Here is a 14,690-nt window from a genome sequence, read left to right on the forward strand (position 1 = left end):
GAGTGTGTACTTCTTAGGAAAATAGGGGCGATATTGTATTTTTCAAGTCACCAGTGCCAGATTTGGCAGCCTTGAATGTCGCCTCGTTGCATTACGTGACGATGTTTTTCGGCTGCGCGCTTGGTATCGTAAGGCCCTAATACAACCTTAAACCAAACTCCTTTGGTACCTTCTGTACGTCTCACTTCAGAGCTAAGCCCTTGAAAAGCAATGCGAGCTTTGAGTTCATCGGCTTGTCTCTCGGTTCTAAATGATCCACATTGCATCAAATAAGGTCGAGTTTTTTCAGGCGCGTCGGGCACGTCGACTTCGACTTCTTTATTTTCTAATTCTTCAATAAAGGTCCATCGCTCTTCGGGCTTTTCGGGCAAATCACTTTTTGGTGTACTTACCGTTTTGTTTTTTGTTGGGCTGGTTTCTGGTGGCTCAGATGCTTGTTGCTGCGCGCCACCTTTAATGGAATATAAGAAGTAGCCGAAGCCAACTAGCAGCGCCACAACCAAGAGAATCATAAACCAAGGCGCAGAAGCTGTTTGCTTCGGGGATTTTTTGGCTGCGGGACGCCGAGTCGCTTTCTTCTTTGCGGCTGGGCGCCCGCGATTAGCATAATCGCGAGGCATAGTTTACATCCGTTCTAAGGTCGCAATTCCTAGCAGGCTTAAGCCGGTTTTAAGAACTTTGGCCGTTGCGCCACACAGGATCAGTCGGCTGTTACGTTCATTTGCACTCACGCCATCTTTGTTCACTGGGCAAGCTTCGTAGAAACTCATGAATTGACCCGAAAGTTCGAACAAATAAGTACAAAGTAAATGTGGCGAAGACTTTGCCGCGACGTTGTTTACCACATCGCTCAATTGAGTGAGCTTTTGCGCCAAGGCTTGTTCGGCTGCTTCTGTGAGATTCAACGTGCCTTGCAATTGTTCGGGTGTGATGTCTGCTTTACGGAAAATAGACTGGATGCGCGTGTAAGCGTACTGAAGGTAAGGTGCCGTATTACCTTCAAATGTGAGCATGTTATCCCAGTCGAAAATGTAATCCGTAGTTCTGTTTTTCGATAAATCAGCGTATTTTACTGCGCCCATGGCAACTGCTGAGGCAACGGTACTGCGTTCTTGTTCATTTAAATCATTACTCTTTTCAGCAATCAAAGCCGTGGCTCGTTCTTGCGCTTCATCGAGCAAGTCGACCATCTTCACAGTGCCGCCAGAACGCGTTTTGAAAGGCTTACCATCTTTGCCTAACATCATGCCGAAGGCACAATGCTCAAGTGAGACATGATCTCCTACGTACCCCGCTTTTCGCGCAATGCTCCATGCTTGTTGCAAGTGCATGGCTTGGCGTGAGTCAATGAAGTACAACACGCGGTCGGCATTCAGTGTCTCAACACGGTACTTAGCACAGGCAATGTCGGTTGTGGTGTAAAGGTAGCCACCATCGCGTTTGCGGATAATAACGCCCATGGCTTCGCCGTCTTTACCTTTAAATTCTTCAAGGAAGACAACAATCGCGCCGTCATCTTCAACCGCTAACCCTTGGCCTAGCAAATCTTCGACAATGTTTGGCAACATGGGGTTGTACAAGCTTTCACCCATAACGTCGTCATTGCTGAGCGAGACATTCAAGCGATCATAGTTGTTTTGATTTTGCACCATGGTGATATCAACGAGCTTGCGCCACATCTTCAGGCAGTATTCGTCACCACCTTGAAGTTTAACCACATAGTTTCGAGCGCGCTCTGCAAACTCTGCGTCGTCGTCATAATGTTTTTTGGCTTCGCGATAAAAGGCTTCCAGATCGGATAGCTCCATATCTGCCGCTTGCTCGTTTTGAACCTTTTCCAAATACGCGATGAGCATGCCAAATTGGGTACCCCAATCACCAATATGGTTAGCGCGAACAACCTTGTGCCCTAAAAACTCAAGCGTACGAGTGACTGCATCGCCAATCACCGTAGAGCGAATATGGTGAACGGCCATTTCTTTGGCTACGTTTGGTGCAGAATAATCCACCACAATGGTTTGTGGTTCAGTTGCCACCGTTACACCAGCGTGTTCATCTGCCAGCAGTGCTTTAATTTGTTCAGCGAGATAATCTGGATTAACGAAGAAGTTGATAAAGCCTGGCCCTGCAATGGCAACATCAGAGATTGCTGAATTTTGAGGCAGGTGTTCAATAATGAGTTGAGCCAGTTCGCGAGGGTTCTTGCCTGCGGGTTTGGCCATCATCATGGCTAAATTGGTAGCGAAATCACCGTGGCTCTTGTCTTTTGTGCGATCAATTTGCAGACGCGGCGCTAGATCGGCAGGAATGATTTCTGCAGATTTAAGTTGAGCGATGGTGGTTGTTAAAAGTTGTTCAATAATCGATTTCATAGTCGCTAGAATTTAGTCTGATGCATCGGAGGCGGGCTGGGCGGAAATTGTAAACCGCGGATGCGTTTTTGACCAGCATCATCAAGCTTAATCGCGCATCTAAAATAAAAAGTAGTGGCAGAATTGGTCTTGCCGCTGTTTTCAGGCGTAATACAGACAATGAAGCATCATCAATAGAACTAAGGAGCTGATGACAATGAGTGCTGAATTTGCCTTGTTTCCGCTCACCGCTCATGTGTTGCCTGGCGGTATGTTACCTCTTCGAATTTTCGAGCCTCGTTATGTTCGTATGGTAAAAGAGGCGGCCAGTGGTGGCCGCAAGATATGCATGTGCATGCTAGATGCCAGTGCCAAGCCTGACACGCTGATGAACATGTTTCCGTTGGCAACCGAAATTGAGATCGTTGATTTTGATGCGCTGCCCGATGGCTTGCTCGGTATTACGGTGCGTGGCATTCGTAAAAGACGACTCAACAGAGTATGGGCAGAGCCCGATGGTTTGAAAGTCGGATTTACAGAAGCGGTGGAAGATTGGCATCCGGTGGAATTGCCGTCAGAATTATATGAGCTCGCAGAGCAATTGCGCATGCTCTATGAAGAAAATGAGAGTCTGCACAAGCTGGCTTTGGAGTTTGACGAGCATAATGCAACTTGGCTGTGCCATCGCTGGTTAGAATTGCTACCGTTAAATCCAGATGACAAACAACTATTATTAGAACAACCTGATTGTAATGCGGCTTTAGCATTTTTGAATCAGGCCATTAAAAAAATTGGAGAAAGGCAATGAAAGCATTGATCGCTGGCGTGATGTTGGCTGCAATAAGTGTGGGATTCACGGCTGTTGTACAAGCAGCAGATTGTCCTGACACGTTGAAGTTTATGAAGCGTAAATTGAACAGCTCAGAAACCGTTAACATGTGTTCTGAATATAAAGGTAAAACGCTATTGATTGTAAATACCGCCAGTTACTGCGGTTTCACACCTCAATTTAAAGGCTTAGAAGCTTTGTATGAAAACTACAAAGACAAAGATGTTGTAGTGCTGGGTTTTCCATCTCACGATTTTAATCAAGAAGATAAAGAAGAAGGAAAAACAGCCGAATTGTGTGAGCTTACATACGGTGTGAAGTTCCCTATGTTCGAGCCTATGGCTGTGCGCGGCGATGATGCGGATCCACTCTACCGTAAGCTTGCAGAGCAAGCCGGTGAATCGCCAAAATGGAATTTTCACAAGTACGTAGTGGACCGTTCAGGCAAGGTGATTGCATCTTTTGGTGCCATGACGACCCCAGAAGATGATGATCTGATTGAAGCCATCGAATCCACCATGTGATGACGATTAATGATTGTTTATTGCCCATCTGAAAGTGTGATGGGCTTCACTTCTCCCTCCTGATCTTTTTTTGACCCCCCCCGTAAATTTCATTGCACAACACAATAATAAGGAATGCTGCAATGAAACCTTTCAACCAACTAATTCTTGCTTCAATGATGGCCACAATCCTCGTGGGCTGTAACGACAATGACAACGACAATTCTTCAGAAGAAATGGATTATTCTCAGTTGCGAGTGCTCCATGCTTCTCCCGATGCTCCGGCTGTGAACGTATGGCTGGATGGTCAGCCCGCACTTGAAGGTGTTGACTATGCCATGAGCTCAGGTGCAATTACGGTTGCTTCGGGTGCTCACACCGTGCAAGTCGATGCGATTTTGGCTGACGGTAGCACGACCACTGTAATTCCAGAAATTGAACTCGCGTTGGAGCCAAACGTCGAATACAACGTGATTGCAACCGGTAAAGTCGCAGCAGATGCTGGCACTCCGATGGCTTTTGGGCCTCAAATTGTCAGTCGAGACTCGTTGATGCCAGAAGGGGCCCGAGTGCAAGTCATGCATTCGTCGCCCGATGCGCCAATGGTTGATGTGTTTATTACTGCTCCCGGTGCTGATTTGTCCGCGGCCACGCCATTTGCCGATAACGTCGAATACCCAATGGCCACTGATGCAATAGAAGTGCCTGCCGGAGATTACCAAATCCGCATTACAGCGCCAGATGATGCAAGCATGGTTTATTTTGATTCAGGTACCGTTGCGGTTCCAGCCGGTGCGGATTGGTTTGCAGCTGCGGTAACCAACACTGGAACTGGATCATCACCTGTCGATGTATTAGTCGATACGGGGGAAGGTTATTTATTGGTTGATGATATGAGTGCTGGCGCAGCAATTAGAGCTGTTCATACCATTTCAGATGCACCGGGAGTTGATGTTTGGATCAATGGTGACGCTCCTGCCATGGACAGTCCTTTATATAATTTGATGTATAAATATTCGACTGATTACCTACAGGTACCCGGAGCGGAATATACCTTTAATGTGGCAGTGAGTGGCTCGGATCCTGTGGCTGTGGTAGATGCGTTAACGCTCGAAGGAGAGTTAATGAGCGGCCAAGCTTATTCAGCCATTGCCATCGGCAATTTGAGTGACATGGTAGACAACGACGAACTGTACTTGGTTGAAGATAACAATACACGTCGCGTGGCGACAGAAGCCAAGCTTAGAGTCATTCACGCTTCAACGCTTGCGGGTAATGTGGATATTTACGTGAGCGCAGATGCAACGATCAGTGATGATGACGTGAAGATATCTAACGTACCCTACAAGGGTGACACCATGGTGTTGTCGGTGATGCCCGGTATGGCTTACGCCATTGTCACGCCGGTAGATACCAGCACAGTAGCGATTGGCCCTGCTGAGCTAGCATTAGAAGGGGGCACTTTAACAACTTTAGTTGCGATTGATGATCCTTCTTCTGCAACGAGCGTATCAGTTATTAGTCTGGATGATTAATGATGTGATGGACGGGCCAATTTAGGCCCGTCACTTCAGAGGATGAGCGATGACAACAGCAACGATGAGTGTTTCTGGTTATACTCCGAGCAATGATTCAAATGTTTCAAAAGCAATGAGTTCTAACCCAATGACACAAAGAAGCCGAGACGAAGGCAAGCAGTGGAAGCTCACACTGGTTGAAATCGGTGAAACGCAAAGTAAAGCAGCGTACACCAAGTTGTTTAATCACTTTGCACCACGGTTAAAGGCATTCGCCATGAAGTTATGTGGCACTGAAGCGTTAGCATTAGAGTTGGTGCAAGACACCATGCTCAGCGTTTGGCAAAAAGCTCACCTCTACAACCCAGATAAAGGCGCTGCGTCGACTTGGATTTTTACCATTGCCCGTAATTTACGTTATGACGCAATGCGAAAGCTGAGCAACAAAGCCGACACCATCAGCGCAGAGGATTTATGGCCGATCCTTGAGGCTGACGCGGGCGATGGTCGCAACCAACCCGATCATTTAGTCCTACAATTACAACTTGAAAAATATTACGACGCTTTATCCGAAGTTCAGATGGAAGTGATTCGCAAAGTGTATTTAGAAGACAAACCGCAGCAACAAGTTGCTGAAGAATTAAATATCCCTCTGGGTACGGTGAAATCAAGAATTCGCCTTGCTGTTCAGAAGCTACAAGAAAAAATCGAGGCTAATCATGATTAAGAGTCACCCTACAGCTGAATTAATCCGGGAATTTGTTGCCGGTGAGTTATCACCTGCCTTGGCTCTTGCTGTATCTGCTCACGTTGATATGTGCCGTTTGTGCCAAGCGCAAGTGTTGGCGGTTGAAGCAGAGTTGGCTGGCGCTGCGCTTGACGATGTAGTTGAAAATAATGACGCGCATGTTGTTATGGATGCAGGGTTAGAAGGCATGCTCGCAAACATATTGGAATCCGAAGACGTTGTAGTGACACAACCTTCGGGCGTCAAATATATCGAGTTGAATGGTCGTAAATTTCGCCTACCCCGGGCATTGCAAACGCATGCGGCAAATGCATCTCAGTGGCGCCAAATGGGTAAGCTTTGGCGAAGCCGAATGCATCAAGATGAATCATGGCGAACGAGCTTTTTGTACATTGAGCAAGGCGGCAACATACCTCAGCATACACATAAAGGTAGAGAAGCTACTTTGGTATTATCAGGCAGCTTTGTTGACGAAGATGATATATACCAAGAAGGAGACTTTATCCTTCGCGACGCAAATCACACGCATACACCCGGTGCCGATGCCAGTGAGGATTGCTTATGTTTTGCCGCGGTTGAAGCGCCGCTCCACTTCACTTCAGGCCCTTCACGCCTACTCAACCCGTTGGGAAAATTGCTGTACTAGCAGGTTAGAAGCTCGTTAAGAACGGTCATAAAAAATGCCAGGTCAACAATGTGATCTGGCATTTTTGTGGGTAATCTCCACTAAACTCTCTTTACTTCAAAGATAATTGACCACTCGCCACATTGCGTGGCTCAATCTTCATTGAGTGCAGGAACCCTTGCGCTTGTTCTCCGATACTGCAAGTGATGGCGTAAATCTCTCTTGATGAGAAGTTGATATGATCAGCAACGATCAGCGGAGAGCTTTGACTTGCGTTTATCATAGAATTCCCATCGGCCATTTTTTGCAATGAAATCTCGATGAGAGACTTTAACTGTGATTTAGAAATTAAACGACTTACATAAGTTAAGTCGTTTCAATAGGGTCTACGTCGATATGCCAGCGTACTTTGGGGGCTTCGGGGGTTTTTTCGATAAGGCCTGTGCATTGAAATAGCAGTCGTTGAAGAGCGGCACGCTGTGCACTGAGCAGTGGCATTTGCCAGCGATATTTACCGGCTTTTTTAGTCATGCTGCATGGGCTTGCTGGCATGATCATGACATCTTTGGGTGCATGTTGGCGAATAATTTGCTCTGCACTTTCAAAAAAACGCCGAACCAAATTGTCTTGACTGGCTTCAGCGCGAACCATGACTAGTGATGCAAAAGGTGGCAGCAGAGCTTGCTCGCGCTCTTTTAACAAGTCTTTGGCAATGGCGCTGTAATCCTCGGTCATTAATTGCTGCACCCAAGGGTGTTCTGGGTAGTGGGTTTGTAGCACCACTTGTGCGGGTTGTCCTGCTCGTCCGGCACGCCCAGAAACTTGAGTGAGCAGCTGACTAATTTTCTCGCCAGCACGGAAGTCGTTGCTAAACAGAGCGCCGTCGATGTCGAGCATTGCGACGAGGCTCACTTTGCCAAAATCGTGCCCCTTGGCCAGCATTTGAGTGCCCAGTAAAATCTGATATTTGCCGTCTTGTATGTCTGCGATGATACGGCTGAACGAATCTTTTTTGCGTGTGCTATCGCGGTCAATACGCGCCACTTCAAAGTCTTTAAATTGCGTTTCAATCACTTCTTGCAAGCGCTCAGTGCCATGCCCAACAGGAAGCAATTGCGTGCTACCACACTGTTCGCACTGGTGAGGAATAGGGCGTTCGGTTGCACAATGGTGACAGGTTAACCGGCGTTGATTTTTATGCCACGTATAAGGTCGCTCACAGCGACCACATTCAGCAAACCAGCCACACTCATGGCATAGCAATACGGGTGAGAAACCACGACGGTTTAAAAATACCAACACTTGGTTTCCGGCATCCAAATGTTTCTGCATGGTTTGAATTAAAGGAGCAGATAACGGCCCCTCGAGTGTTTGTTGGCGCATATCAACGACATTCATGGTGGGCATGACGCCGCCCGTTGCTCGATGTTTCAGTTGCAAGTGGTGATAGCGGCCGCTCAAAGCGTTTTGGAATGACTCGAAGCTAGGTGTTGCTGAACCTAAAATAAGTGATATGCCCTCGTTTTTGGCGCGCATAACCGCCAAATCTCGGCCATGATAACGAAATCCATCTTGTTGCTTGTAGCTGGCATCATGTTCTTCGTCGATGATGATAATGCCAGGGTTCTTCATGGGAGTGAAAATGGCTGAACGAGTTCCCAAAATTACTGACACTTGCCCCGTTCGTGCGGCTTGCCATGCAGCGAGTCGCTCTGAGTCGTTTAGCCCAGAGTGAATGACGGCAATGTGAACGCCTAAGTGTTTGCGAAAGCGTGCTAGTGTTTGTGGCGTTAAACCAATCTCTGGAACCAAGATCAGCGCTTGTTTCCCCGCTGCAATGACATCTGCAATGACATCTAAGTACACGCGTGTTTTGCCTGAACCGGTAACGCCTTCAAGTAATGTCACGTGAAAACCGTCTAAGTGACGCTGTAATGCAGTGATAGCAATCGCTTGCTCTGTGGTTGGTGGTGGAGCGTCGCTGTCGGGCTTTTGAGTCGGAAGATCAGAGAGTGTTGCTTGTTCAATCCATTGTTTTTCGAGTAACGCGTCGATGGTCGCTTTGGCGACGCCCGCAGCAGTGATGCTCCCTTTATCCTGAGGGCCGGAACTCAGCAGTGAAAGTAGCTTCCATTGTTTTTTAGCGCGACCTAAATCATGAATTGTTAAGGCTTGGCCTGCATCGGTCAAACGCCACACTTCAATATCAGAAGCGTCGGGCGCATCGCCCATGCGCAGGCGCTTGGGAAGTGCGTGGTGAAATACTTCGCCCACAGGGTGTTGGTAGTATTGGCTCGCCCATCGAAGCAGCTTATCAATGTTAGGCGTCCATAATGGCACATCATCGAAAATCGTTTCAACGGCTTTGACTTGTTCAATGGGCCAATCGCTGGTGTCTTTATGCGCCACGACGATTCCTACCATCACTCGGCGCCCAAAGGGAACCTGAACGCGACAGCCAATGGCGCAGTGAGTCAACGAGTCGACCTTGTAATCAAAGGTTCGGCGCATTGGCACTGGTAATGCTACTTCGATGATGGATTCAGTCGACAAGGTGATATTTCATGAGTGATTGCTTAATGTCTGAATGGTATCATGGAAGCGAGTCAACGAAAGTGCCTTATCAATTGGTTAAAAAATTACCAATCTATTATTGATCTGGACGCCCAACTCCATTAGAATTCGCGCCCTTACGATAATTGTAACCACGTGTGGTGTCTGACTTCGGGTTAGATGGCGACACGGCCTGAACTATAGAGGTTTCCCATGCAACAAGGTATTCATCCTGAATATTCAGAAGTCACTGCAACTTGCTCTTGCGGTAACAAAATCCAGACTCGTTCTACTCTGGGTAAAGATTTTCACATCGACGTATGTAGCGCATGTCACCCGTTCTATACTGGTAAGCAGAAAGTTCTGGATACCGGCGGACGTGTTGATCGCTTCAAGAAGCGTTTCGGTGCATTGGGCAAAAAATAAATTTTTGCACCATGAGAAAAGGGCGCCTGATGGCGCCTTTTTTGTATCCAGATTTTGTTATTCAGTCGATAAAGGTGGATGAAACACGCATGCAAACATGTATCCGAGTTTTTTGTTTATTGTGTTTGATTGGACCGTTTGCCAACACTTATGCAGCAACGCCTCACATGCTTGCCTGCCCACCCATTACACAGCGCACCAATCTCACTATTCAACAGATTCACGACGGCGACACGGTCACATTAAGCAACGGTGAGCGAATTCGTTTTTTGGGGATCAATGCGCCAGAGATTAATCATGATGTGCCTGCGCGGAGCCAACCTTTTGCATTGGAAGCGCGCGAAGCCCTTACTCGCTTGCTCGATGAACAATCAATTTCAGTGGGAACCGATGGCCGAGGTGTTGACCGGTTTGGTCGTACACTTGGGCATGTGGTGAACTTTCAAGGCGTGAATGTCAATCAGCAGCTCTTGCTTGAGGGAATGGCTCGTCTAATGGTTATCGATGATTTTGATATGTGGCGTTGCTATGCCATGGCCGAGTGGTTGGCGCGTGAGCAGCGCATTGGCATTTGGAGCCACAACAAGGCGCATCCGGTGATGGCGCAATCGATACGAAAAGCGCACCGAAAATGGATTGAGGTGTCAGGGAAGGTCACTCACTTTGAGCGTTCTAGCTCCAATCTGTGGTGGGTGCTGGATGACACAGTTTGGGTAGGCGTTGAGCTGGCTCAAGCTGATTCAGTCAATTTGCCCAGCGATATATCGGTCATTGGCGAGCAATGGATTGTACGCGGCACTGTACATAAGTCGTATGGTAAGTTCCGCATGCGACTTAAACACCCTTCTCAGGTGCTTCGAGTTGAAGAGTGGCAACACTGGGCCACGCAAGTGGGCCCAGTCGTCAACTAAGTATTACTCGTCTTCGTATAAATCTGGCACGGGTAAACCGCGTTCTTTTAATATTCGAAGCACTTCTTCTGGTAAGTTGTCCGGCTTGTCTTTGCTCAGATCAACATCGGTAGGTAATGGCTGGCCGGTGTAAGCATGCAAAAATGCTTCACACAATAGCTCCGAATTCGTTGCATGGCGTAAATTGTTGATTTGTCGGCGAGTTCTCTCGTCGGTCAAAATCTTTAGAACTTTCAGTGGGATAGATACAGTGATCTTCTTCACTTGCTCGTTCTTCTTACCGTGTTCGGCGTAAGGGCTAATATATTCGCCGTTCCACTCGTCCGCCATAAATCCGCCTGTTTGTTAGCAACTCTTCTTTTAATATCCTGCATGATTTTACCCACCTTCATGGCTCAGTCAAATTTTGGATTGCTATACGCAAGGATTTCTAGACGTCTAGATGTATTGACGTCCAATTAAAGGGCGGCTAAGGTGGCACTATTGTCAGGGAGCAGATGTAGTTATTCTGTACCCCGTGAGACCCTCAAATATCAATTGAAAGCGGGGTTGCTTTCAATCAGGAGACCGAATATGAGCCATGACAAAACCGCAACGACGGCCGTGCGCGCAGGAATAGATAGCGACACTCAACACGGAGCAGTGGTTCCACCTATATATTTAACAAGCACTTACAGCTTTGCTGGCTTTGATGAAAAGCGTCAGTTTGACTATTCACGCTCGGGAAACCCCACACGTAACATGCTGGGTGCAGCCATGGCCGATTTAGAAAAAGGTGCTCACGGGGTTGTGACTGCTTGCGGTACTGCTGCTTGTCATTTGGCGACTATGTTATTAGACGCTGGCGATTTATTGGTGATCCCACATGATTGCTACGGTGGTACTTATCGCTTATTTACCAATTTAGCGGCCAAAGGACATTTTCGTTTAGAAATTGTTGACCAACATGATGAAGTGGCTTTGGCGAAAGCGTTGGCTCAGAAACCGAAAATGGTATGGGTTGAAAGCCCAAGTAACCCATTGATGCGTTTAGTTGATATTGCAAAAATCTCCGAGCTTTCTCATCAAGTGGATGCCTTAGTCGTGGTCGACAACACCTTTATGTCGCCAGCACTGCAACAGCCTCTTACGCTAGGTGCTGATCTGGTGGTGCATTCCACCACTAAATTCGTCAATGGTCACAGCGACGTGGTGGGTGGCTGCCTGATTGCCAAATCTGAAGAAATCGGGGAGCAAATTGCGTGGTGGTCGAACTGCATTGGCGTCACTGGTGCACCATTTGATAGCTACCTGACGCTTCGGGGTATTCGAACACTGCTGCCGCGTATTCGTCAGCATGAAGAGAACGCCAAAGTATTGGTGGAAGTATTAGGGCAGCACCCGAAAGTCTCAGCAGTTCATTATCCGGGTTTAGAGAGTCATCCAAGTCATGAATTGGCTAAGCGTCAGCAATTTGGCTTTGGCGGTATGGTGGCGTTTGAACTCGACGCAAGCCTCAAAGAAGTAAAAGAATTTTTAGCCGCGCTTAAATTGTTCTGTTTAGCGGAATCGTTGGGCGGAGTAGAAAGCTTGATTGCTCACCCTGCAACCATGACCCATGCGGCTATGGATGAAAGCGCTCGACTCGCGGCAGGTATTACAGACAACTTGTTACGTCTGTCGGTGGGCATCGAACATGTGGATGACCTCAAAGCTGATCTAGATGCTGCCTTTGCAGCCATTGCTTAATTTTTTGGTGCAGTAGTTAGGTAGACGTTTTATGACAGCTCGACAAGTGCATAAATTTGGTGGTTCTAGTCTTGCCGACAGCCATTGTTTTAAAAAAGTCTGTGAATTGGTGCAGTCACATACACATGGCGGCGATATGGTCGTTGTTTCTGCTGCGGGAAAAACCACCAATCATTTGCTCGCATGCATGCAGAGTTCCAATGCTGATGAGCACAGCGAATGTCTAGATGTCCTGCATCAATTTCAAAGCACATTGATCACCGAAGTACTCGATGCCGTGCCCGCACAACCGCTGTTGCAAGCTTTAGCGCTTGATATTGCCAATTTACGTCGATGGCTTGGCGAGCCCATGAGTACGACTCGCCAGGCTGAATTTGTGGTCCATGGTGAAATGTGGTCTGCGAGACTTTTAGCTGCGGCACTAAACCAAGCTGGCAGTAAGGCACAGTGGCTGGATGCGCGCGTTATCTTTTGCGCCGGAGAAGGCCCGCAACCAGCAATTGATGTTGAACAGTCCACCGTCCTTCTCAAGCCAATTCAAAAGCAGCACCCAGATAGCCGCTTAATTGTGACCGGATTTATCGCACGGAACGCACAAGGCGATAGCGTAACGCTTGGCCGCAACGGTAGCGACTATTCCGCATCGATGCTGGCAGTACTTGCGCGTGCTAAGTCGGTGACAATTTGGACCGATGTAGCCGGGGTATTCAGTGCCGATCCTCGCAAAGTGAACGGTGCTCACACGGTACCACTATTGTCGCTTCAAGAAGCCGATGAACTGGCGCGCCTTGGCTCTCCTGTGCTGCATGCGCGGACACTGCAGCCTTTGCTCCGGACTCAAATTCGAGCTGCTGTTCGCTCGACCTTTGCCGCAGATGGAAATCACACTCAGATGATTTCTGGACAAGCGGGCGACAAAGGCGCTAAAACCGTGACGTATTTAGACAATGTGAGTGTGATTAGCATTGAATTGTCGCGGCATCATCAGGTGGCAGAGATGGGACTTCTATTGAGTTCGTTTCTGGGTAAGCATCAGCTTATGCCATTAGCGACTCAGGTCAGTGAAGACTTACATCGAATTCGTTTTTGTTTTACCGAAGAGCTGGCCAGTGCTGCGTTTGAACTGCTCAAAGATTATCAACATGGCGGCCATATTACGCTCGACGACCAGCATTCTTTAATTGCGCTAGTGGGGGCAGGCGTGCGCGATAATGCGCGTCACTACCACAGTTTCTTTCGTCGTCTTGATCAGGCACCGGTCGAATTTACCGAGACGGGGCCAGACGGCGTGTCTTTGGTGGCCGTGCTGCGCCAAACTAATTTATCGGAGCTGGTGGCTCAACTGCATCAGTCCATTGCCAGCCCAGATAAGCGTTTGGGCGTTGCTCTATTTGGTGCAGGGAATATTGGTCAGGCATGGCTTGAATTGTTTCGGAGCGAACAGGCCCATTTAGCCAATCATCACAATTTGGCCGTGCAATTGTGCGGCGTGGTGGGAGAGCAAAAAGGCCTGATCGATTTTGCCGGCTTGCCGGAGCAGAGTTACCAAGCTTACTCTGAGCGGGCTGAAGCCTATGAATCAGAAACCTTGATCCAATTGCTGGCCAGCCACCCTTACGACGAGCTGGTGGTCATTGATGCCTCTGACAGTGCTCGCTTAGGTGAGCAGTATCCGCAATTATTTGCTGCGGGCAGCCATATTGTCAGTGCCAACAAATCTCCCGCAGCAGCGCCGCTGAGTGTGTATCGTGAAATTACCCAACATCAGCAAGAGCGGGCCCGTCACTGGTTTTATGGCGCAACTATTTCCGCCTGTATGCCAATCACAGAGTCCATCGATGCCTTGCAACACGCTGGTGATGATGTGGAATCAGTGGAAGGTGTTTTGTCGGGCACTTGGAGTTGGTTATTGGCGCAGTACAACGGTAAAAATTCATTCACTGAATTGCTCAAGCAAGCATGGAAAAATGGTTTAGCAGAACCCGATCCAAGAGATGATTTAAGTGGCTTAGATGTGGCCCGAAAGTTATTGATTCTTGGCCGCAGTCTCGATATCGAAATGGAGCTCGGCAGCATCGAGTGTGAAAGCTTATTGCCACAAAGTTGGGAGTCAATGCCGCTTGAAGCCTGTTGGGAAGACGCCAAAGCGCTGGATGATTTAATGCAGCAACGATTTGCGCAAGCCGCTGCACTCAATGAAGGTTTATGCTTTAAGGCGCAGCTTAACCGCAAAGGGCAAGCGCGTGTTTATTTAGCTTCAGAGCCATTGGGGCAGCCATTGCAGGCGCTAGCTCCAGCGGTGACTGGTGTGGCGATCTCAACCCGTTGGTATCGCCAATCGCCATTGATTTTACAGGGGCCAGGTGCGGGCCCTGAGCTTGCTGCTGGCGCGATTCAAATGGATTTATTCCGTTTATGTCGGCTGATTCGGCAGGTCTGAGTTGTAAGGCTAAGTCAATTGCAGGTTGACAGCCTAGTGAAGGATCGGATAAAAAGACG

13 protein-coding genes are annotated in these 14,690 nt (G+C 48.1%); 9 read left to right on the forward strand and 4 right to left on the reverse strand.

Features of this window, described 5'->3' with window-relative positions; translation table 11 throughout:
* Positions 1–47: 47 nt before the first annotated feature.
* Positions 48–620 (reverse strand): SPOR domain-containing protein, encoded by a 573-nt coding sequence (locus tag NAF29_RS01330; RefSeq protein ID WP_251259676.1) that lies wholly within the window; start codon positions 618–620, stop codon positions 48–50.
* A gap of 3 nt (positions 621–623) precedes the next feature.
* Positions 624–2,372, reverse strand: a complete 1,749-nt coding sequence (gene argS / locus NAF29_RS01335) for an arginine--tRNA ligase (protein WP_251259678.1) — start codon at positions 2,370–2,372, stop codon at positions 624–626.
* Positions 2,373–2,568: 196 nt separating this feature from the next.
* On the opposite strand from argS, the gene NAF29_RS01340 reads away from it, so the two are divergent.
* From NAF29_RS01340 to NAF29_RS01360, 5 genes are all read left to right on the forward strand, one after another.
* A complete protein-coding gene (locus NAF29_RS01340) occupies positions 2,569–3,159 on the forward strand; it encodes an LON peptidase substrate-binding domain-containing protein (protein ID WP_251259680.1) in 591 nt (196 codons plus the stop codon).
* Entirely contained in the window at positions 3,156–3,704 is a 549-nt protein-coding gene (locus NAF29_RS01345; RefSeq protein WP_251259681.1) for a glutathione peroxidase, read from the forward strand. The genes NAF29_RS01340 and NAF29_RS01345 overlap by 4 nt, the downstream gene beginning before the upstream one ends.
* Positions 3,705–3,826: 122 nt before the next feature.
* Positions 3,827–5,218 carry a DUF4397 domain-containing protein gene (locus tag NAF29_RS01350; protein ID WP_251259683.1) on the forward strand — a complete coding sequence of 464 codons (1,392 nt, stop codon included), beginning with the start codon at positions 3,827–3,829 and terminating at the stop codon, positions 5,216–5,218.
* A 49-nt stretch (positions 5,219–5,267) separates the two neighbouring features.
* Positions 5,268–5,927: a sigma-70 family RNA polymerase sigma factor gene (locus NAF29_RS01355; RefSeq protein WP_251259685.1), complete on the forward strand. Its 660-nt coding sequence runs from the start codon at positions 5,268–5,270 to the stop codon at positions 5,925–5,927.
* The gene (locus NAF29_RS01360) at positions 5,920–6,594 is read left to right on the forward strand and encodes a ChrR family anti-sigma-E factor (RefSeq protein WP_251259687.1); all 675 of its coding nucleotides are present in this window, start codon (positions 5,920–5,922) and stop codon (positions 6,592–6,594) included. The genes NAF29_RS01355 and NAF29_RS01360 overlap by 8 nt, the downstream gene beginning before the upstream one ends.
* A 345-nt stretch (positions 6,595–6,939) precedes the next feature.
* Here the strand turns inward: NAF29_RS01360 and priA are convergent, their stop codons facing one another.
* Positions 6,940–9,126: a primosomal protein N' gene (gene priA, locus NAF29_RS01365; protein WP_251259689.1), complete on the reverse strand. Its 2,187-nt coding sequence runs from the start codon at positions 9,124–9,126 to the stop codon at positions 6,940–6,942.
* Between the two features lie 213 nt (positions 9,127–9,339).
* Here priA and rpmE point away from each other — a divergent pair, with 213 nt between their 5' ends.
* Together rpmE and NAF29_RS01375 are read left to right on the forward strand one after the other, a co-directional pair.
* Positions 9,340–9,552 carry a 50S ribosomal protein L31 gene (rpmE, locus tag NAF29_RS01370; RefSeq protein WP_251259690.1) on the forward strand — a complete coding sequence of 71 codons (213 nt, stop codon included), beginning with the start codon at positions 9,340–9,342 and terminating at the stop codon, positions 9,550–9,552.
* Between the two features lie 29 nt (positions 9,553–9,581).
* Complete coding sequence (locus NAF29_RS01375; protein ID WP_251259691.1) at positions 9,582–10,463, forward strand: thermonuclease family protein; 882 nt, start codon at positions 9,582–9,584, stop codon at positions 10,461–10,463.
* 3 nt (positions 10,464–10,466) lie between these two features.
* Here the strand turns inward: NAF29_RS01375 and metJ are convergent, their stop codons facing one another.
* Positions 10,467–10,793 (reverse strand): met regulon transcriptional regulator MetJ, encoded by a 327-nt coding sequence (metJ, locus tag NAF29_RS01380; RefSeq protein WP_251259692.1) that lies wholly within the window; start codon positions 10,791–10,793, stop codon positions 10,467–10,469.
* A gap of 243 nt (positions 10,794–11,036) precedes the next feature.
* Here metJ and metB point away from each other — a divergent pair, with 243 nt between their 5' ends.
* Both metB and metL read left to right on the forward strand, forming a co-directional pair.
* Positions 11,037–12,191, forward strand: coding sequence for a cystathionine gamma-synthase (gene metB, locus NAF29_RS01385; RefSeq protein ID WP_251259693.1), 1,155 nt, complete (start codon positions 11,037–11,039; stop codon positions 12,189–12,191).
* A gap of 31 nt (positions 12,192–12,222) precedes the next feature.
* Positions 12,223–14,631, forward strand: a complete 2,409-nt coding sequence (gene metL / locus NAF29_RS01390) for a bifunctional aspartate kinase/homoserine dehydrogenase II (RefSeq protein ID WP_251259694.1) — start codon at positions 12,223–12,225, stop codon at positions 14,629–14,631.
* The last annotated feature ends 59 nt before the right edge of the window (positions 14,632–14,690 follow it).

Source organism: Echinimonas agarilytica (assembly GCF_023703465.1).
GTDB classification, from domain to species: Bacteria; Pseudomonadota; Gammaproteobacteria; order Enterobacterales; family Neiellaceae; genus Echinimonas; species Echinimonas agarilytica.